Here is a 17,718-nt window from a genome sequence, read left to right on the forward strand (position 1 = left end):
CCCCCCCCCCCCCCCCCCCCCCCTCCCGCCGTCGTCGGCCGGGTCTGTTGTTTAGCGGTGCCTGGGGGGGGGGGGGGGCGGGCGTTCCGGGTGCCGCGTCCCGCGTCCCGCGTCCCGCGTCCCGCGTCCCGCGTGAAAGAAGGGGCGGGATTGCTCCCGCCCCTGTGGCTTACAGCTTCTCGGTGAGTTCCGGCAGGATCTGGAACAGATCTCCCACCAGGCCGACGTCGGCGACCTGGAAGATGGGGGCGTCCTCGTCCTTGTTGATGGCGATGATGGTCTTGGAGTCCTTCATGCCAGCGAGGTGCTGGATGGCGCCGGAGATGCCGACCGCGACGTACACGTCCGGGGCGACGATCTTGCCGGTCTGCCCGACCTGATAGTCGTTGGGCGCGAAGCCCGCGTCGACGGCTGCACGGCTGGCGCCGATCGCGGCGCCGAGCTTGTCGGCGAGCGGCTCGATGAGCGCGTGGAACTGCTCTTCCGAACCGAGCGCACGGCCGCCGGAGACGATCACCGCGGCGCTGGTGAGCTCGGGACGGGCGGACTCCTGGGTCTCCGCACCGACGAAACGCGACTTGCCCTGGTCGCCCGGCGCGGCGACGGGCTCGACCGCGGCGCTGCCGCCTTCGGCCGCGGCCTTTTCGAAGCCGGTGGCGCGGACGGTGATGACCTTCTTGGCGTCCGACGACTGCACGGTCGCGACCGCATTGCCGGCGTAGATCGGGCGGGTGAAGGTGTCGGCGCTCTCGACCGAGACGATGTCGCTCACCTGCATGACGTCGAGCAGGGCTGCGACACGCGGCGCGACGTTCTTGCCGATCGAGGTCGCGTTGGCGAGGAAGGCGTCGTGGTCGGCCATCAGCGGCACCACCAGGGCTGCGACATTCTCGGCCAGCATGTTGGCGTATGCCGGGTCGTTCGCCAGCAGCACCTTCGACACGCCCGCGACCTTGGCGACGGCATCGGCGGCCTGCACGGCGGCATCGCCGCTGCCGGCGACCAGCGCGACCACGTCACCGAGCTTGGCGGCCGCGGTGAGGGTGGCGAGGGTCGCGTCCTTCACGCGGCCGTCGAGCTGTTCGACCAGTACCAGCACGCTCATGCGATCACTCCCAGGCTCTTGATCTTGTCGACCAGCGCGTCGACGCTGTCGACCTTGATGCCGGCGGCGCGCTTGGCGGGTTCCTCGACCTTGAGGATGGTGATCCGGGGGGTGAGGTCGACGCCGTAATCGGCGGGCGTCTTCTGCGCCAAGGGCTTCGATTTTGCCTTCATGATGTTGGGCAGCGAGGCATAGCGCGGTTCGTTGAGGCGCAGGTCGGTGGTGACGATCGCGGGCAGCGGCAGCGCCACCGTCTCCAGGCCGCCGTCGACTTCGCGGGTCACGTTGGCGGTGTCGCCCTCGACCTCGACCTTGGACGCGAACGTGCCCTGGCCCCAGCCGAGCAGCGCGGCGAGCATCTGGCCGGTCTGGTTGTTGTCGTCGTCGATCGCCTGCTTGCCCAGGACCACGAGCTGCGGCTGCTCTTCCTCGACCACCTTGGCGAGGAGCTTGGCGACGCCGAGCGGCTCGGGACGCACGTCGGACGTGATGAGGATCGCGCGGTCGGCACCCATCGCGAGCGCGGTGCGCAGCGTGTCCTGTGCCTTGGGCTCGCCGATCGAGACGACCACGACCTCGGTGGCGACGCCCTTTTCCTTCAGGCGGATGGCTTCCTCGACCGCGATCTCGTCGAACGGGTTCATGCTCATCTTGACGTTGGCGAGGTCGACACCCGACCCGTCCGCCTTCACCCGTGGCTTCACGTTGTAGTCAAGCACCCGCTTGACCGGCACCAACAGCTTCATGCTTCTCTCTCCCAAGCACGGGCATAGCCCGCGATCAGATCCGTGCAGATGGCGGCCGCCGGGCGGATGGCGTCGACGGCGCCCACGCCCTGTCCGGCAGACCAGATGGTTTTCCACGCCCGCGCCTCTTCGGCGAGATCGAGGGTCGGCGTCTCGCCCGGCTGCCAGCCATTGGCCTCCAGGCTTGGACGCAGGAAGTTCGCACCCACGCCGGTGACGGCGGCGGTATGGACGACGTCTGCGGCACAAGAACCGACCATCATCGCCTTTTGCTCCGCGCTGGCGAGGCTTTCTTCCGAGGCGATGAAGTGGCTGCCGAGATAGCCGAGGTCCGCGCCCAGCATTCGGGCGGCGGCGATGTGGCGCCCCTCCGACATGGCGCCGGCAAGCGCCAGCGGTCCCTCGAAGAAGCGGCGAATCTCCGCCACCAGCGCAAAGGGGCTGAGGGTGCCGGCATGGCCGCCGGCGCCCGCCGCCACCGCGATGAGCCCGTCGACGCCTGCCGCCACCGCCTTTTGCGCGTGCCGGGTCGAGATGACGTCGTGGAAGACGAGCCCGCCATAGCCGTGCACCGCGTCGATCACCTCGGGCACAAGGCCGAGCGAGGTGATGACCAGCGGCACGCGGTAGCGGACGATCGCCGCCAGATCGTCCATCAGCCGCGTGTTGCTGCGGTGGACGATCAGGTTGACGCCATAGGGCGCGCTGTCGGCGTCGAGCGCCGCCTCGATCTCCTGAAGCCAGTCGACAAAGCCCTCCGTGGTGCGCTGGTTGAGCGCGGGGAAGGTGCCGACCAGCCCCGCCCGGCAGCAGGCGGTGACCAGTGCCGGGCCGGAGATCAGGAACATCGGCGCGACGATCGCAGGGACCGCGAGCCGGTGTTCCCAGGCGGGGGGCATCATCGCGTCCGCCCCGGCTTCAGAAGGCGTCCTCGGCCAGCGCCATCGTCGAGCGCTTGCCGGACTTGATCGCCAGGAAGGCGGCGGTCGCCTGCGGCAGGATGCGGTCGAAGAAGAAGCCGGCGGTGGCGATCTTTGCCTTGTAGAAGCCGGCTTCGTCGGTGCCGTCGGCAAGCTTCTGGTGGGCGATGCGGGCGCTCTTCAGGAAGCAATAGCCCATGCCGACCAGGCCCAGCAGGCGCAGATAGTCGGTGGCGGCGGCACCCGCTTCCTCCGGGTCCTTCATGCCGCGCTGCGCGATCATGCCGGTCGCGAGCTGGAGCGCGCCGAACGCCTGGCGCAGGCCCTGCGCCATCGGCTTGATCGCCTCTTCCCCTTCATGCGCGTCGAGGAAGTTTGACACCGGGTGGAAGAAGGCGCGCAGGTTGCGACCCATGCGGGCCGGCATCTTCCGGCCGACGAGGTCGAGCGCCTGGATGCCGTTGGTGCCTTCGTAGATCATCGCGATGCGAGCGTCGCGGACGTACTGCTCGACGCCATGTTCGCGGATGTAGCCGTGGCCACCATAGGTCTGCACCGCGAGGTTCGCCGACTCATAGCCGAGGTCGGTGAACAGCGCCTTCACGACCGGCGTCATCAGCGCGATGAAGTCGGTGGCGCGGGCGCGCACTTCCGGATCGGCCGAGGCCTTTTCCGCATCGAGCGCGCGGCTGACCCAGGCGCCGAGCGCACGGCAGCCTTCGGTATAGACGCGTGCCGTCATCAGCATGCGGCGGACGTCCGGGTGAACGATGATCGGATCGGCGGGGAGGTCGGGACGCTTGGCACCGCCGAGCGCACGGCCCTGCAGGCGCTCCTTGGCATAGGCGACGGCGCTCTGATAGGCGGCCTCGCCGATGCCCAGGCCCTGAACGCCGACCGACACGCGCTCGGTGTTCATCATCGTGAACATCGCCGCCATGCCCTTGTGCGGCTCGCCGACGAGCCAGCCCACGGAGTCATCGAAGTTCATCTGGCAGGTGGCCGAAGCCTTCATGCCCATCTTGTGCTCGATGCCGGCAACGGTGACGCCATTGGCATTGCCGAGCGAGCCGTCGGCGTTGGGCAGGAACTTGGGCACCAGGAACAGGCTGATGCCCTTCACCCCCGCAGGCGCGTCCGGCATGCGCGCGAGCACCAGGTGGATGACGTTGTCGGTCAGGTCATGGTCGCCGGCCGAGATGAAGATCTTCGAGCCCGTGACGCGATAGCTGCCATCCTCCTGCGGCACCGCGCGGGTGCGCAAGAGGCCGAGGTCGGTGCCGCAATGCGACTCCGTCAGGCACATGGTGCCCGACCATTCGCCCGACACCATCTTGGGCAGATAGGCCTGCTTCAGGTCGTCGGAGGCATGGCCCTCGATCGCGGTGGTCGCGCCGTGGGTGAGGCCGGGATAGAGGCTGAACGACACGTTGGTCGCGCAGATCATTTCCTCGACCAGCTTGTTGATCGATTCCGGCAGGCCCTGGCCGCCCCACTCGGGCGCGGAGGCGAGCGCCGCCCAGCCGGCCTCGCGGAACTGGTCATAGGCCGCCTTGAACCCGGCGGGGGTGCGGACGATGCCGTTTTCGATGCGGCAGCCCTCGATGTCGCCGGGCGCGTTGAGCGGCAGCAGGATTTCCTGCGCCATGCGGGCGGCTTCCTCGAGCACCGCGTCGAGCAGGTCGGGCGTGAATTCGGCGTGGGCGGCGAGATCGCCGAACCCGTCGTCGCCGTGCAGCTCGTGCAGCACGAAGCGCATGTCGCGCAGCGGGGCTTCGTAGACTTGCATGTCGATCTCCTTTCCGGCCGGGCGCCAGGCGCCCGGCGGCAAAATCAGTTGCGCAGCGGCTTGCCGGTTTCGAGCATCTGCTCGACGCGGGCGACCGTGCGGCTATCGTGGACGCGGGTCATGAAGCCCTTGACCTCCAGCTTGAGGAGGTCCGCTTCCTTGACCGTGTCGACCAGGTCGGCCTCGCCGCCGGTGAGCACTTCCGCGAGGCTGTCCGACACGACCAGGTCGTAGTCGGTGGCGATGCCGCGCTTGTGGAAGCCCTCGGCCGCCATGCGCAGCGCCAGGCGGCCGCTGGCGCCGGGCAGCTTGAACTCGGGCGGAGCGGGCGGGGTGTAGCCGTCGACCAGCGACAGCGCCTTTGCCTTGGCATCGGCGAGCAGCCGGCTGCGGTTCATGGTGATGCCGTCCTTGGCACGCAGGAACATCAGTTCCTTGGCCTCGGCCGCCGACTTCGACACGGTCGCGGTGCTGACCGTCTCGAACACCTTGGCCACCGCCGGCATCGGACCCTTGGGAAGCTGGCCCGACTGCTGCCAGCGGTCGATCATCTCGCCATTGCCGCCCCAGCCCGGGATCAGGCCGACGCCGGTCTCGACCAGGCCGATATAGGTCTCGGCATGGGCCTGGACCGCATCGGCGTGGAGCACGATCTCGCAGCCGCCGCCCAGCGCCATGCCCGCAGGCGCGGCGACGACGGGGAAGGGGGCGTATTTCAGCGCCTTCAACGCCTGCTGCCCGGCCACGACCAGCGTCTGCACCTCGCCATAGGCGGCGATGTTGAGCGCGAAGAGCGCGAGGCCCAGGTTGGCACCGGCCGAGAAATGGCTGCCGTCGTTGTAGATCACCAGCGCCTTGAAGCGATCCTTGACGATCGGGATCGCCTGCTGGATCAGCTTCATGACCTCGCCGTCGAGCGCGTTCATCTTGCCGGTGAACTCGATGCAGGCGACGCCGTCGCCCACGTCCCACAGTGCTGCCGAGCCGGTCTTGGCGAGCGGTTCGCCGGCGCGCTTGACGTCCTCGAGCATCAGCACGCCTTCGGGGCGGACGATGTCGTGGTACGCGCCGTCGAGGCCGAAGTACTGGCGCTTGCCGCCCTCGACCCGATAGAAGTTGCCGCTTCCGACCTGCTCCAGCAGTGCCGGGACCGGACGGTTCTCGGCCTTCAGGCGCTCGACCAGCTTGGCCGCGCCGATGCGGTCGACCAGCTCGAACGGGCCGAACTTCCAGTTGTAGCCGAGCTTCATCGCGTCATCGATCGCGACGATGTCGTCGGCCGCTTCCGGCACCAGCATGGCCGCGTAGCTCAGCACATGGCTGAGCACCGTCCAGGCATAGTCACCGACCTTGCCCTTGGCGCCCAGCAGCTTGCCCAGGTCCCGGTCGGCGCCCGAGGGCAGCGACGCGGGCTTGCGGCTGTCGCGATACTCGCCGGTGACGAGGTCGATCGACTGCTTGAGCTTGCCGCCGTTCGAACGGTCGAGGCGGTAGAAGCCGCCCTTGCCCTTACGACCGGTATAGCCTTCCGCGATCATGCGGTCGACCAGCGGCAGCGGGCGCACGGTGTCGAAATAGGGATCGCCCTGCGGCAGCGTGGCCGTCAGGCTCTTGGACAGGAGCGGCATCAGGTCGACGCCGACGAGGTCGATCAGGCCGAAGATGCCGGTCTTGGGCACGCCCATCGGCTTGCCGCCGATCTGGTCGGCTTCCTCGACGGTGAGGCCCTGGTCCATCGCCGCGTTGATCGCGACCGCCAGCCAATAGGTGCCGACGCGGTTGGCGATGAAGCCCGGCGTGTCGTGCGCGGGGACCACGGTCTTGCCCAGACTCCGGTCGGCGAAGTCCGACACGCGCGCCACCAGTTCGGGGTCGCTGTCGGGGCCGGCGACCACCTCGATCAGCCGCATGTAGCGCGGCGGATTGAAGAAGTGGGTGACTAGGAAGTCGCGGCGGAACTGGTCCGAGCGCCCCTCGACCAGCTGGCCGAGCGGGATGGTGGAGGTGTTCGACGACACCGCCGTGCCGGGGCGCTTCACCGCCTCGATCCTGGCATAGAGCGCCTGCTTGAGGTCGATCCGCTCAACGATCGCCTCGATCACCCAGTCGCACTCGGCGATGCGGTCGAGATGGTCGTCGATGTTGCCGGTTTCGACCAGCTTGGCAGCACGCTTCGACATGAAGGGGGCGGGGTCGGTCTTGAGCAGCTTGGCCACCGCGCCCTCGGCGACCGCATTGCGGTTCGTCTCGTCGCGGACGATGTCGAGCAGCAGCACCGGCACGCCGGCGTTGGCGACGTGGGCGGCGATGCCGGCACCCATGGTGCCGGCGCCGATCACGCAGACCTTACGGATGGGCTCGCTCATTCGGCTGCCTCCAGCAGGGTCGCGATGCCCTGGCCGCCGCCGATGCACTGGGTGGCGAGCGCATACTTGCCGCCCTCGCGCTTCAGGAGCGACGCGGCCTTGCCGACGATGCGGGCACCGGTGGCGCCGAGCGGGTGGCCGATCGCGATCGCGCCGCCGTCGATGTTCACCTTGGCCGTGTCGAGGCCGAGGTCGTGGATGCAGGCGAGCGCCTGGCTGGCGAAGGCCTCGTTGATCTCGATGACGTCGAGTGCGTTGGCGTCGACGTTGCCGCGCTCCAGCGCCTTGCGCGAGGCACCGATGGGGCCGAGGCCCATGACCTCGGGCTCCAGGCCGGAAATGCCGACCGTCTTCAGACGGGCGAGGATCGGCAGGCCGTGCGCGCGGGCATAGTCCTCGCTGGTGACGAGCACGGCGGCGGCACCATCGGTGAGCGGCGAGGAGGTGCCGGCGGTGACCGAACCTTCCTTGTCGAACGCGGGCTTCAGGCCGGCCAGGCCCTCTGCGGTCGTGTCGGGGCGGACGGTGCCGTCTTCGCTCACGACGCCGTTCTTGGTCTGGATCGGCACGATCTCGTCATTGAGGCGACCACCAGCCTGGGCTGCGGCAGCCTTCTTCTGGCTGTCGACCGCAAAGGCTTCCTGGGTCTCGCGGGTGATCTGGTACTTGGTGGCGACACGCTCGGCGGTCTCGCCCATGCCCATGTAGGCGCCCGGCATCTTCTCGGCGAGCGCGGGGTTGGGGAGGGGGTTGTAGCCCATCATCGGCACGCGGCTCATCGATTCGACGCCCGCGCAGATGAACACCTCACCCGCGCCGATCTGGATCTGGCCCATGGCGATGTGGATCGAGCTCATCGAGGATCCGCAGAAGCGGTTCACGGTCATGCCGCCGACCGACAGCGGCAGGTCGCCGAGCAGGCCAACGAGGCGCGCAACGTTCATGCCCTGCTCGCCTTCCGGGAAGGCGCAGCCGACGATCAGGTCCTCGATGTCCTTGGGATCGACGCCCGTGCGGTCGATCAGGCCGCGAATCACCTGGGCGGCCAGGTCGTCCGGGCGAACCCGGGCAAGCGCACCCTTGTGCGCGGGATGAAAGGGGGAACGGGCATAGCCCGCGATCACGACGCTCTTCATCTCAATCCTCTCCGAGGCTTTGGGCATCCTAACGGCACCTTTCGTTCCTAATGGTGCGAGATTTCCCTATACGTCAACCGATTTCTGTTTAAGGTAGGAACAGGCGCCGACATGTCGAGAGCCCGCGTGAAAGCGAGTCCGACGGAACGAGAGCAGGCGGCGCCGGAGAGGAGGCAAAGGCCGCATGTGCAGTTTGACGCAGCCCCATTGGATGCTGGAGCACGCCCGATGAGCGCGGCGATGCCCGTGACCGAGCGCGCCCCCGCCGGCGCGGTGCCGGCGAAGATCGAGCCCCGGCTGATTCCGACCCTGCTGGCGCGAGCGACGTCGCAATATCCGCAGCGCACCGCCATCGATTTCCTGGGCCGCACCTGGACCTATGCCGAGATTGGCGAGCAGGTGGAGCGTGCCGCCCGCGGTCTGCAGGACCTGGGTGTCCATCCCGGCACGCGCGTCGGCCTCTGCCTGCCGAACACGCCCTATTATGTGATCGCCTATTTCGCGGTGCTGAAGATCGGCGGAGTCGTGGTGGCGATGAACCCGCTCTATGTGGAGCGGGAACTGCACCACCTGCTGGTCGACTCCGGCGCCGAGGTGGTGATCGTGCCGGACCTCGTCGCGATCCACGACAAGCTGCTCGCCGCCTGTGCGGGGACCGAGGTGCGCCATGTGGTGGCCGCTTCGCTCGCCGACGTGCTGCCCTGGGCCAAGTCGATCGGCCTGCGCCTGTTCAAGCGCCGCGAACTCGCGCGGATCGGCCAAGATCCCCGGCACGTTCGCTGGAGCCGGCTGGTGTCGAACCGCGCCGCGCCCGATCCGGTCGCGCAGTCGCCGAGCGATCTGGCGGTGCTCCAATATACCGGCGGCACCACCGGCGAGCCCAAGGGCGCGATGCTCAGCCACGCGAACCTGACGGCCAACAGCCAGCAGATGGTGCTCCACGTCGGCCGCCCGCCGGACCAGCAGGAGCGCACGCTGGGCGTGCTGCCGCTGTTCCATGTGTTCGCGCTGACGACGGTGCTCAACTATTCCGTCGAGACCGCGGCCGAGATGATCCTGCTGCCCCGCTTCGAGATGGACCAGTTCCTGGCCACGTTGAAGCGGACGCGTCCGACCCAGATCTTCGCGGTGCCGACCATCTACAATGCAGTGAACCAGCTGGACGAGAGCCGGGTGCCGCGGCTCGATTTCTGCCACACCTGCATCTCGGGCGGCGCGCCCCTGCCGCTGGAGGTGCGGCAGGCGTTCGAGGAGCGCACCGGCTGCCGCGTGGTGGAGGGCTATGGCCTCTCCGAAGCCTCGCCGATCATCGCCTGCAACCCGCTCAACGGCGGCGTGGTGAAGAGCAACAGCACGGGCCCGGCGTTTCCGGGCACGGTGCTGGAGATCCGCGATCTCATCGACCCCAGCAAGCTGATGCCGCAGGGCGAGCGCGGCGAGGTGTGCGTGCGCGGACCGCAGGTGATGATGGGCTATTGGAAGCGGCCGGACGCGACCGAGGAGTGCTTCATCGACGGGGCGCTGCGCACGGGCGACGTCGGCTATTTCGACGCGGACGGCTATCTCTTCCTGGTCGACCGGATAAAGGACATGCTGCTGTGCGGCGGCTACAACGTCTATCCGCGCGTCATCGAGGAGGCCCTGTATGAACATCCGGCAGTGGCCGAAGCGGTGGTGATCGGATTGCCGGACCGGTATCGCGGCCAGGCACCCAAGGCGTTCGTGACCTTGCGGCCGGGCCATGAAGCGAGCGTCGAGGAGCTCTGCGCGTTCCTGCGCGGGCGGATCAGCAAGATCGAGATGCCGCGCGAGGTCGAGATCCGCGAAGCCCTGCCCAAGACGCTGATCGGCAAGCTTTCCAAGAAGGAACTGGTCGCCGAGGAACGCGCCAAGGCCGAGCGGGCGGGCGCGACCGCATGAGGCGCGCGGCATCCCTGCGCCAGGCGGATCACCCTGCCGAGCCCGAGGACGGCGAGCAGCTGTCGGGCATCCAGGAGGTGTCGGCGGAGCTTGGCGTCACGATGCGGACGCTGCGCTTCTACGAGGACCAGGGCCTCATCGAGCCGCGCCGCGTCGGCACCACCCGCATCTATACCCGGCGCGAAGTGGCGCGGATGCAGCTGATCCTGCGCGGCAAGCGGCTGGGCTTCTCGATCCGCGAGATCAAGGAGTTCCTGGACCTCTACGACGCGGACCCGCAGCACCACGAGCAGATGCGCCAGCTGGCCCTGCGGGTCCACGACCGCATCCAGCGGCTGCGCCGGCAGAAGCAGGCGCTGGAGGAGACGCTGGGCGAACTGGAGCAGATCGAGCGCGAGGCGCTGGAGCGCCTGCCACCGGGCGTGCGGCCTGCGATCGAGTAGGGCGCGCGCTTACCGTCGCGCCACCGCCACGAGCGCCGTGGACGCGATCGGCAGGACCGGCCGCCCGCTGGCCCGCCGCCGGACCTCGGCGATCACCTCCGCCCGTTCTGCCTCGTCGAGGCTGGTCCAGTCGGGCGACATGCCGAACAGCGTGTCCGGATCGGCGAGCGCGGCGAGGTCCAGCGGAAAGTCGCGGGTGACTTCCTCGATCTGCGCGTCCCGGTAGCCGGCGGTCGCGAGTTCATGGGCAAGGCCCTTCGGGGTGCTGAGCGCCTCCATCCCCTCCGGCATGGTCGCGCCGGCTTTCTCCGGAAACAGCTTCTCGCGGATCTGGCCGAGCAGCAGGAAGGTCGCGGCGCCACGCGCCTGCCAGGTCGCGACCACGCCGACGCCGCCGGGCCGGGTCACCCGCGCCATCTCCGCAAGACCCCGGCGCCAGTCCGGAAACATGATGACGCCGAAGATCGAGAACACGGCGTCGAAGGTGGCATCCGGCAGGTCGAGCGCCTGACCATCCATCACGCGCGTCTCGACGTTGGGGAGGCCCGCGGCCGCGATGCGCGCGACCATCGCGGGCGAGAAGTCGGTCGCCAGTACCTGCGCGCCGGTGCGGGCCGCTGCCAGCGCGAGCGCGCCGGTCCCGGCGGCGACATCGAGCACGCGGCTTTCCCGGGTGAGGGGAACGCGGGCCAGCGCCGCCTCCGCATAGCCCTGGGTGAACGGATGGGCGGTCTTCTCATAGTGGCGGGCGGCCGCATCCCAGTGCGTCGGGTCTTCGAAACTGCGCATCTCACCTCCTCGCGAATCATATAACATACGAAGTAGCGTGAGTGCGTCTGCTTGCCAATCGCGGTGAGCATGCGATGGTCGACCCGATGCCCAGCGACAGCCGCCTTTCCCGCATGCTCCACGTGCTGCTGCACATGGCCCGGCACCCGGGGCCGATGACGTCGGACACCATCGCGCGGATGCTGGGAACCAATCCGGTGGTGATCCGCCGAACGATGGCCGGGCTGCGCGACGCGGGCTACGTCCGTTCCGGCAAGGGGCATGGCGGCGGTTGGGCGATCGCGGCCGACCTGGAGAAGGTGTCGCTGCTCGACGTTCATCGCGCGGTGGGAGGCCCACGGCTCTTCGCGATCGGCAACGAGCATGCGAACCCGGATTGTGCGGTGGAAAAGGTCGTCAACGCGGCGCTGGAGGACGCACTCGCCGAGGCGGAGGCGTTGCTGGTGGCGCGACTGGGCGGCGTCAGCCTGGCCGAACTGGCCCGCAGCTTCGACGCCCGCTGCGGCGCCCACGCGTATCAAGAAGGGGAGGTTGGCCCTGCGCGTCCACGACCGCATCCAGCGGCCGATCTGGTAGACGCTGGCGCCGAAGGAGATGCTGGGCGCACTGGAGCAGATTGAGCGCGAGGCACTGGCGCGCCTGTCGCCGGAGATGCGGCCGGTGGAGACCAGGGAGCCGCTAGGCCGGGTGAGAGCCTATCGGACCGGCTGAAACGCGGCGTAGTTCGCGGTGGCGTGGATGCGTCCCGACTTGCCGAGCAGGGATCCGGTCAGGGTGGTTTCGGAAGCGGACGGCACGACCTGACCGCCCGGCAGCAGCGCGAAGCGACTGACGACATCCATGCTCTTCACGGACGCAACCATCATCATCCGGAAACCCTTCGTGGAGGTGAACCGGACGCGCTCGACGAACGGCGTCTTGGCCCGGACGTTCACCCATGCTTCGGCCTGGGTGTCGGCGGAAGCGTCGTGGGACCCGATCTTCACGGATCCGGCCGGAAGCCGGGCAAAGCGGTAGGTGACATAGCCCGGGGTCGGCTCGCTTCGGGTCGCTGGCGCGCCGAACCATTTCGCAAGCTCGGCATAGGAGGGGTCGGGACCGCGCTTCGCCTTGCGCGACTTCTCGGCTTCCTTGGCCGTCGGCGCGCGACCGTCCACGCTGACGAGCTGCCAGCGAAGCGCGGCCGGGCGGCCGGGATCATACTGCTCCACCACCGTCGTGCGGGCCGAGCCGGTACGATCGGTGATGCTCGTCCGCTGGAAGCGGAATGCATCCGGGCGGCTGGCGCGCATCGCCGCCACGACGCGGTTCTGCAACTCGTCGGCGCGTGCCTCCGCCGCAGCGAGGGCTGCGGCAGCGGCAACGAGCAAGATGGTATGGTTCAGCACGTTCAGCCCTCCGGCGATGCATGGGCGCGTCCACGCGGCAGCATCGCCCGATTGCAGCGCGTTGGCGAGCGGATTTCGTGCGGTTGCCGCCGCTCAGCCGACACTGCGACCGCGGTTTCGGAGCTGCCTCGCGAACCTCAGTGCGGCACCGCGCCGAGTTCGACGCCGGTCTTGTCGTGGAGGGCGAAGCGGTCGACCAGGTCGGCGCTCGCGCGGTTGTAGCCGATCACCTCGACCTCGCGGCCGTCGCGGCGCAGGCGGGCGACGATCTTGTCGAGCGCGCCGACCCCGGAGATATCCCAGAAGTGCGCCGCGGAGACGTCGATCACCACGCGGGCGGCGCTGTCCTCCGCCTGGAAGGCGCGGGTGAAACGATCGACCGAGGCGAAGAAGATCTCGCCCCGGACGCGATAGATGGCCGTGCCGTCGAGGCCGGCCTCCCGCTCGACCGAGAACATGCGCCGGACCTTGCCGGCAAAGAAGATGCCGGACAGCAGCACGCCCGCCAGCACGCCGCCCGCGAGGTTGTGGGTCGCGACCACCACGGCGACCGTCACCAGCATCACTGCCGAGGAGGTCGGGGGATGGCGGCGCAGGTTCAGGAGCGAGTTCCAGCTGAAGGTGCCGATCGACACCATCACCATCACCGCGACCAGCGCCGGCATGGGGATGCGGCCGACGATGGGTCCGAGCACCGCGAGCAGGAACAGCAGGAAGGTGCCGGCGGTGAAGGTCGACAGGCGCTTGCGCCCGCCGGAGGTGACGTTGATCACCGACTGGCCGATCATCGCGCAGCCGCCCATGCCGCCGACGAGCGCCGCGGCGATATTGGCGCCGCCCTGGCCCATGCACTCGCGCCGCTTGTCGCTGTCCGTGTCCGTCATGTCGTCGACGATCTGCGCGGTGAGCAGCGATTCGAGCAGGCCGACCGCGGCCATGGTGAGCGAATAGGGGAGGATGATGCGCAGCGTCTCCCAGGTGAGCGGCACGTTGGGAAGCGCGAAGCTCGGGAGGCCTTCCGGCAGCTTGCCCATGTCGCCGACGGTGCGGACCGGCAGGCCGAGCGCGATGCTGATCGCGGCGAGCACCAGGATGGCGACGAGGGGGGAGGGCACCGCCTTGGTGACGCGCGGTACCAGGTAGATGATGGCAAGGCCGCCTGCGACCATCGCATAGGTGTGCCAGGTGACGCCGACGAACTGCGGCAGCTGCGCCATGAAGATCAGGATCGCGAGCGCGTTGACGAAGCCGGTGATGACCGACCGCGAGACGAACTGCATGAGCAGGTCGAGCCGCAGCAGTCCCGCGACCATCTGGATCAGCCCCATCAGGATGGTGGCGGCGAACAGATATTCGACGCCATGGTCGCGCACGAGCGGGGTCACGACGACGGCGACCGCGGCGGTAGCGGCCGAGATCATGCCGGGGCGTCCGCCGAGGAACGAGATCACGATCGCGATCGCGACCGAGGCATAGAGGCCGACGCGCGGATCGACGCCGGAGATGATCGAGAAGCCGATCGCCTCCGGGATCAGGGCGAGCGCCACGACGATGCCGGCGAGCACGTCGCGGCGCGCCTCTGCGGCGCTGGTGAACCATTCGGTCCGGAAGCGGGAAACGGGGTTGGTCATGTCAGAAAACCACGGGCAGGCACATGGCGCCGCACGGTGCGCGGCGTCTTCGTGGTCCATGTGATCTGTTGTCCGGCGGATCGGCGGCCGGAATAGCCACCCGGGATTGCACCGGGTCCTTGCGAGTTGCGCTGCCACCTAGTGGCGCGATCCCGCGGATGCAAGCCCGCGCCGAAGGGCGCCAGGGCAGCGATTGGAGGAAACGGGTGCCGGAGGCTGGTGCCTGCGGAATGGCTGCGGAGCCGCCCGGATGGCCGGACGGCTCCGACAGGATCAGCTCATGTGCGCGTTGAGCAGCTTGTTCATCTCGAACATGGAAGCCTTCTTCTTGCCGAAGAGCTTCTCGAGCGTCTCGTCCGCCAGGATCTCGCGCTTGTCCTGCGGGTTCTGCAGGTCGTTCTTCTTGATGTATTCCCACATCTTGCTGACCACCTCGCTGCGGGGCAGCGGGTCCTTGCCGGTGATCTTCGCCAGGTCTTCCGACGGCGTGACGGGCTTGGCGATACCGCCGCGAGCGGCGCCGGTCTTTGCGGTCGTGGTCGAAGTCTTGGCCATTCTGGTTCTCCTTATATCCTGCGGTCCGAACCCTTGGGTCGCCGCCTGGTTGCCTTGCTTATGCGCGGTTTGGGGAGGCTTGTCGCTTGTGAAGATGGTGCGGCACCACCGGGACATCGTGCAGGATCGGCGCGTGGCGGGCGACGTGCGCGTGCGCATCGCTCGCGAGACCCCCCGGTTCGCTCGCCGGCCTGCCGTGCTCCATGGTGCCGATGCGTCCGTCCTCCCCCTGCGCCACGCGGCCCGCCATGGCCGCGGTTCCCTTTTGCGCGACGAGGAATTAACGCTGCCTTCTTCGAGACGTCAACGCGGTGTGCGCCGGGCGCGACGTTTTGTGGCTCCGGCGAGGTGCTTTGTGCCGGCCGAGGGCATGACCGGCCAAGGAAAGTAGAATGCAAGCCGACAATCCTGCGACCGCCGACGGCGACCTGGTCGCGCCGCAGCCCAAGCTGCCCGTGCCCGACGAGGTCGCGGACGCGATCCGCACGCTGATCCGCTGGGCCGGCGACGATCCCGAGCGCGAGGGGCTGCTCGATACGCCGAAGCGCGTGGCGCGCGCGTGGAAGGAATATTGCCAGGGCTATGGCGAGGACCCGGCGCATCACCTGTCGCGCACCTTCGAGGAGGTGGGCGGCTATGACGAGATCGTGCTGCTGCGCGACATCCCGTTCCAGTCGCATTGCGAGCACCACATGGCCCCGATCATCGGCAAGGCGCACATCGCCTATCTGCCCAAGGACCATGTCGTCGGCATCTCCAAGCTGGCGCGCGTGCTGCACGGCTTTGCCCGCCGGTTGCAGGTGCAGGAGCGGCTCACCGCGCAGGTCGCCGACTGCATCTGGGACCGGCTGGCACCGCGCGGTGTCGCGGTGGTGATCGAGGCGAGCCATGCCTGCATGACGGCGCGCGGCGTGCGCACGCCGGGTGTCACGATGACGACCAGCCGGATGATGGGCGTGTTCCGCGACGACGATCGCAGCCGCAAGGAAGTACTGGCGCTGATGGGGCTGGGGTGAGCTTGGCTGCGGGCTAAACCGGCCCCGTACTCCCGCGAAAGCGGGAGTCCAGGGTTGCGGAGCGCAGCGCCTGTGGCCCTGGGCTCCTGCCTGCGCAGGAGCACTGGAGCGGCGTGCCCGAGTGTCTCCTGTACCCCGGCGAAGGCCGGCGTCCAGGTGGGGGACGTGGCCGGGGTGGCGCGCCCTCGCACCGCTTTCCCAACTGGGCCCCGTCCTCCGCCGGGGTACAGCTTGCGGGTGGAGTTAGGCGGTGACGCGATTGGCGGCGCTGAGCGCCGCGCGAACCGTCGCCGTCGCCACGTCGGCGTCGATGCCGGCGCCGAACACGCGGGTGCCGTCGGGCAGCGTGCATTCCAGATAGGCGGCAGCCTGCGCGTCCGAACCATTGCCGATCGCATGCTCGCTATAGTCGACCACGTCGAGGTCGATGCCGCAATCGTCGCGCAGGGCCGAGAGCAGGCTGGAGAGCAGGCCGTTGCCCTTGCCGGAGATCGACCGCGTCTCGCCGTCGAGCCGCAGCTGGCCCACAAAGGTCCGAGCCTGGCCGGCGGCACCATGGCTTTCCGAATAGTCGACCAGCTCGAACCGGTCCCCGCTGCTCGGCAGGTACGCCGCCTCGAACGCACCCCAGATATCGGCGGCGTTCAGTTCGCGGCTGGTCTCGTCGGCGACGCGCTGGACGTGGCGGCTGAAGTCCGCCTGCATGCGCTTGGGGAGCTTCAGCCCCTTGTCCTGCTCCAGCACCCAGGCGACGCCACCCTTGCCCGACTGCGAGTTGACGCGGATCACCGCCTCGTAATCGCGGCCCAGGTCGGCGGGGTCGATCGGCAGATAGGGCACGTCCCACAGGCCGTCGTTGCGCTGCGCCTGGGCGGCGAAGCCCTTCTTGATCGCGTCCTGGTGGCTGCCCGAAAAGGCGGTGAACACCAGCTCGCCGGCATAGGGGTGGCGCGGGTGGACGGGCAGCTGGTTGCAATATTCGACGGTGTTGATGACCTCGTCGATGTTCGAGAAATCGAGGCCCGGATCAACGCCTTGCGTGTACATGTTCAAGGCGAGTGTCACGAGATCGCAGTTGCCGGTGCGCTCACCATTGCCGAACAAACAGCCTTCGACACGGTCGGCCCCGGCCATCAGGCCGAGCTCGGCTGCCGCCACGCCGGTGCCGCGGTCGTTGTGGGGGTGGAGGCTGATCACGACGCTGTCGCGGTTCGGCACGTTGCGGCAGAACCATTCGATCTGGTCGGCATAGACGTTGGGGCTGGCCGCCTCGACCGTTGCCGGCAGGTTGAGGATCAGCGGCTTTTCCGGGGTGGGGCGCAGGACGTCCATGACGGCGGCGCAAACCTCGACCGAGAAGTCGAGCTCGGCCGTCGAGAAGGTCTCCGGCGAATATTCGAAGCGCCAGTCGGTGTCGGGGCGCTTGCCCGCCTCGTCGCGCAGGATCTTGGCGCCGGTGATCGCGATCTCGCGCACCTCGTCGCGGCTCATGCCGAACACGATGCGGCGCCACGCGGGGGAGACGGCGTTGTAGAGGTGGACGATCGCGGTGGGCGCGCCTTCCAGCGACTGGAAGCTCTTTTCGATCAGGTCGCGGCGCGACTGGGTCAGCACCTGGACCGTCACGTCGTCGGGCACGCGGCCGTTGCGGACGAGGCCGGAGATGAAGTCGAATTCGGTGGCGCCGGCCGATGGGAAGCCGACCTCGATTTCCTTGATGCCCACCTTCACGAGCAGGTCGAAGAAGCGGGTCTTCTTTTCCGCATCCATCGGATCGATCAACGCCTGGTTGCCGTCGCGCATGTCGGTCGACAGCCAGCGCGGCGCGCGGGTGATCGTCTGCGACGGCCACTGGCGGTCGGGCAGGTCCACCTGGGGGAAGGGGCGGTATTTGGTCGAAGGATCGCGCAGCAT

At 68.5% G+C, this 17,718-nt stretch carries 16 protein-coding genes and 1 other annotated feature; of the genes, 4 read left to right on the top strand and 12 right to left on the bottom strand.

The window, feature by feature from the left end:
* Positions 1-169: 169 nt before the first annotated feature.
* The 6 genes from VPH46_RS14960 to VPH46_RS14985 are packed head-to-tail and all read right to left on the bottom strand — an operon-like array spanning position 170 to position 8,062.
* On the bottom strand, positions 170-1,105 hold the full coding sequence (locus VPH46_RS14960) for an electron transfer flavoprotein subunit alpha/FixB family protein (protein WP_416612464.1): 936 nt from the start codon (positions 1,103-1,105) through the stop codon (positions 170-172).
* Complete coding sequence (locus VPH46_RS14965) at positions 1,102-1,851, bottom strand: electron transfer flavoprotein subunit beta/FixA family protein (RefSeq protein ID WP_416612466.1); 750 nt, start codon at positions 1,849-1,851, stop codon at positions 1,102-1,104. The genes VPH46_RS14960 and VPH46_RS14965 overlap by 4 nt, the downstream gene beginning before the upstream one ends.
* The gene (locus VPH46_RS14970; protein ID WP_416612468.1) at positions 1,848-2,753 is read right to left on the bottom strand and encodes an NAD(P)H-dependent flavin oxidoreductase; all 906 of its coding nucleotides are present in this window, start codon (positions 2,751-2,753) and stop codon (positions 1,848-1,850) included. Before VPH46_RS14970 ends, VPH46_RS14965 begins: the two co-directional genes overlap by 4 nt.
* Before the next feature lie 16 nt (positions 2,754-2,769).
* Positions 2,770-4,560 (bottom strand): acyl-CoA dehydrogenase C-terminal domain-containing protein, encoded by a 1,791-nt coding sequence (locus VPH46_RS14975; protein ID WP_416612470.1) that lies wholly within the window; start codon positions 4,558-4,560, stop codon positions 2,770-2,772.
* A gap of 44 nt (positions 4,561-4,604) precedes the next feature.
* Positions 4,605-6,926, bottom strand: a complete 2,322-nt coding sequence (locus VPH46_RS14980) for a 3-hydroxyacyl-CoA dehydrogenase NAD-binding domain-containing protein (RefSeq protein WP_416612472.1) — start codon at positions 6,924-6,926, stop codon at positions 4,605-4,607.
* Positions 6,923-8,062 (bottom strand): thiolase family protein, encoded by a 1,140-nt coding sequence (locus tag VPH46_RS14985; protein WP_125962295.1) that lies wholly within the window; start codon positions 8,060-8,062, stop codon positions 6,923-6,925. Before VPH46_RS14985 ends, VPH46_RS14980 begins: the two co-directional genes overlap by 4 nt.
* Positions 8,063-8,290: 228 nt before the next feature.
* On the opposite strand from VPH46_RS14985, the gene VPH46_RS14990 reads away from it, so the two are divergent.
* Positions 8,291-9,982, top strand: a complete 1,692-nt coding sequence (locus VPH46_RS14990) for a long-chain-fatty-acid--CoA ligase (protein WP_416612474.1) — start codon at positions 8,291-8,293, stop codon at positions 9,980-9,982.
* Positions 9,979-10,425 carry a MerR family transcriptional regulator gene (locus VPH46_RS14995; RefSeq protein WP_132884141.1) on the top strand — a complete coding sequence of 149 codons (447 nt, stop codon included), beginning with the start codon at positions 9,979-9,981 and terminating at the stop codon, positions 10,423-10,425. Before VPH46_RS14990 ends, VPH46_RS14995 begins: the two co-directional genes overlap by 4 nt.
* Positions 10,426-10,434: 9 nt before the next feature.
* Here VPH46_RS14995 and VPH46_RS15000 read toward each other — a convergent pair whose 3' ends face one another.
* A complete protein-coding gene (locus VPH46_RS15000; RefSeq protein WP_416612477.1) occupies positions 10,435-11,214 on the bottom strand; it encodes a class I SAM-dependent methyltransferase in 780 nt (259 codons plus the stop codon).
* Between the two features lie 86 nt (positions 11,215-11,300).
* Here VPH46_RS15000 and VPH46_RS15005 point away from each other — a divergent pair, with 86 nt between their 5' ends.
* Complete coding sequence (locus tag VPH46_RS15005; protein WP_416612479.1) at positions 11,301-11,834, top strand: Rrf2 family transcriptional regulator; 534 nt, start codon at positions 11,301-11,303, stop codon at positions 11,832-11,834.
* A 75-nt stretch (positions 11,835-11,909) separates the two neighbouring features.
* Here VPH46_RS15005 and VPH46_RS15010 read toward each other — a convergent pair whose 3' ends face one another.
* The 4 genes from VPH46_RS15010 to VPH46_RS15025 all read right to left on the bottom strand — a co-directional run bounded on the left by VPH46_RS15010 (position 11,910) and on the right by VPH46_RS15025 (position 15,038).
* Positions 11,910-12,602, bottom strand: coding sequence for a hypothetical protein (locus VPH46_RS15010; protein ID WP_416612481.1), 693 nt, complete (start codon positions 12,600-12,602; stop codon positions 11,910-11,912).
* Positions 12,603-12,739: 137 nt separating this feature from the next.
* Complete coding sequence (locus VPH46_RS15015; RefSeq protein ID WP_416612483.1) at positions 12,740-14,233, bottom strand: SulP family inorganic anion transporter; 1,494 nt, start codon at positions 14,231-14,233, stop codon at positions 12,740-12,742.
* A gap of 66 nt (positions 14,234-14,299) precedes the next feature.
* Positions 14,300-14,355 (bottom strand) — a sequence feature (sul1 is cis-regulatory element that is thought to sense ions involved in sulfur or methionine metabolism; They are found in Alphaproteobacteria).
* Positions 14,356-14,506: 151 nt separating this feature from the next.
* A complete protein-coding gene (locus VPH46_RS15020) occupies positions 14,507-14,788 on the bottom strand; it encodes an SWIB/MDM2 domain-containing protein (protein ID WP_125962299.1) in 282 nt (93 codons plus the stop codon).
* A 58-nt stretch (positions 14,789-14,846) separates the two neighbouring features.
* Positions 14,847-15,038 carry a hypothetical protein gene (locus VPH46_RS15025; RefSeq protein WP_132884137.1) on the bottom strand — a complete coding sequence of 64 codons (192 nt, stop codon included), beginning with the start codon at positions 15,036-15,038 and terminating at the stop codon, positions 14,847-14,849.
* A gap of 142 nt (positions 15,039-15,180) precedes the next feature.
* Here VPH46_RS15025 and folE point away from each other — a divergent pair, with 142 nt between their 5' ends.
* Positions 15,181-15,804, top strand: coding sequence for a GTP cyclohydrolase I FolE (gene folE / locus VPH46_RS15030; RefSeq protein ID WP_416612485.1), 624 nt, complete (start codon positions 15,181-15,183; stop codon positions 15,802-15,804).
* Between the two features lie 243 nt (positions 15,805-16,047).
* Here folE and leuA read toward each other — a convergent pair whose 3' ends face one another.
* Positions 16,048-17,718 carry a 2-isopropylmalate synthase gene (leuA, locus tag VPH46_RS15035; protein ID WP_416612487.1) on the bottom strand — a complete coding sequence of 557 codons (1,671 nt, stop codon included), beginning with the start codon at positions 17,716-17,718 and terminating at the stop codon, positions 16,048-16,050.

The organism is Sphingomonas sp. MJ1 (PH-R8), assembly GCF_048058635.1.
GTDB lineage: Bacteria > Pseudomonadota > Alphaproteobacteria > Sphingomonadales > Sphingomonadaceae > Sphingomonas.

Coding starts and splice junctions, on each gene's coding strand:
- VPH46_RS14960 (WP_416612464.1), bottom strand. CDS start 1,105: ATGAGCGTGCTGGTACTGGTCGAACAGCTCGACGGCCGCGTGAAGGAC.
- VPH46_RS14965 (WP_416612466.1), bottom strand. CDS start 1,851: ATGAAGCTGTTGGTGCCGGTCAAGCGGGTGCTTGACTACAACGTGAAG.
- VPH46_RS14970 (WP_416612468.1), bottom strand. CDS start 2,753: ATGATGCCCCCCGCCTGGGAACACCGGCTCGCGGTCCCTGCGATCGTC.
- VPH46_RS14975 (WP_416612470.1), bottom strand. CDS start 4,560: ATGCAAGTCTACGAAGCCCCGCTGCGCGACATGCGCTTCGTGCTGCAC.
- VPH46_RS14980 (WP_416612472.1), bottom strand. CDS start 6,926: ATGAGCGAGCCCATCCGTAAGGTCTGCGTGATCGGCGCCGGCACCATG.
- VPH46_RS14985 (WP_125962295.1), bottom strand. CDS start 8,062: ATGAAGAGCGTCGTGATCGCGGGCTATGCCCGTTCCCCCTTTCATCCC.
- VPH46_RS14990 (WP_416612474.1), top strand. CDS start 8,291: ATGAGCGCGGCGATGCCCGTGACCGAGCGCGCCCCCGCCGGCGCGGTG.
- VPH46_RS14995 (WP_132884141.1), top strand. CDS start 9,979: ATGAGGCGCGCGGCATCCCTGCGCCAGGCGGATCACCCTGCCGAGCCC.
- VPH46_RS15000 (WP_416612477.1), bottom strand. CDS start 11,214: ATGCGCAGTTTCGAAGACCCGACGCACTGGGATGCGGCCGCCCGCCAC.
- VPH46_RS15005 (WP_416612479.1), top strand. CDS start 11,301: ATGCCCAGCGACAGCCGCCTTTCCCGCATGCTCCACGTGCTGCTGCAC.
- VPH46_RS15015 (WP_416612483.1), bottom strand. CDS start 14,233: ATGACCAACCCCGTTTCCCGCTTCCGGACCGAATGGTTCACCAGCGCC.
- VPH46_RS15020 (WP_125962299.1), bottom strand. CDS start 14,788: ATGGCCAAGACTTCGACCACGACCGCAAAGACCGGCGCCGCTCGCGGC.
- VPH46_RS15025 (WP_132884137.1), bottom strand. CDS start 15,038: ATGGCGGGCCGCGTGGCGCAGGGGGAGGACGGACGCATCGGCACCATG.
- folE (WP_416612485.1), top strand. CDS start 15,181: ATGCAAGCCGACAATCCTGCGACCGCCGACGGCGACCTGGTCGCGCCG.
- leuA (WP_416612487.1), bottom strand. CDS start 17,718: ATGCTGCGCGATCCTTCGACCAAATACCGCCCCTTCCCCCAGGTGGAC.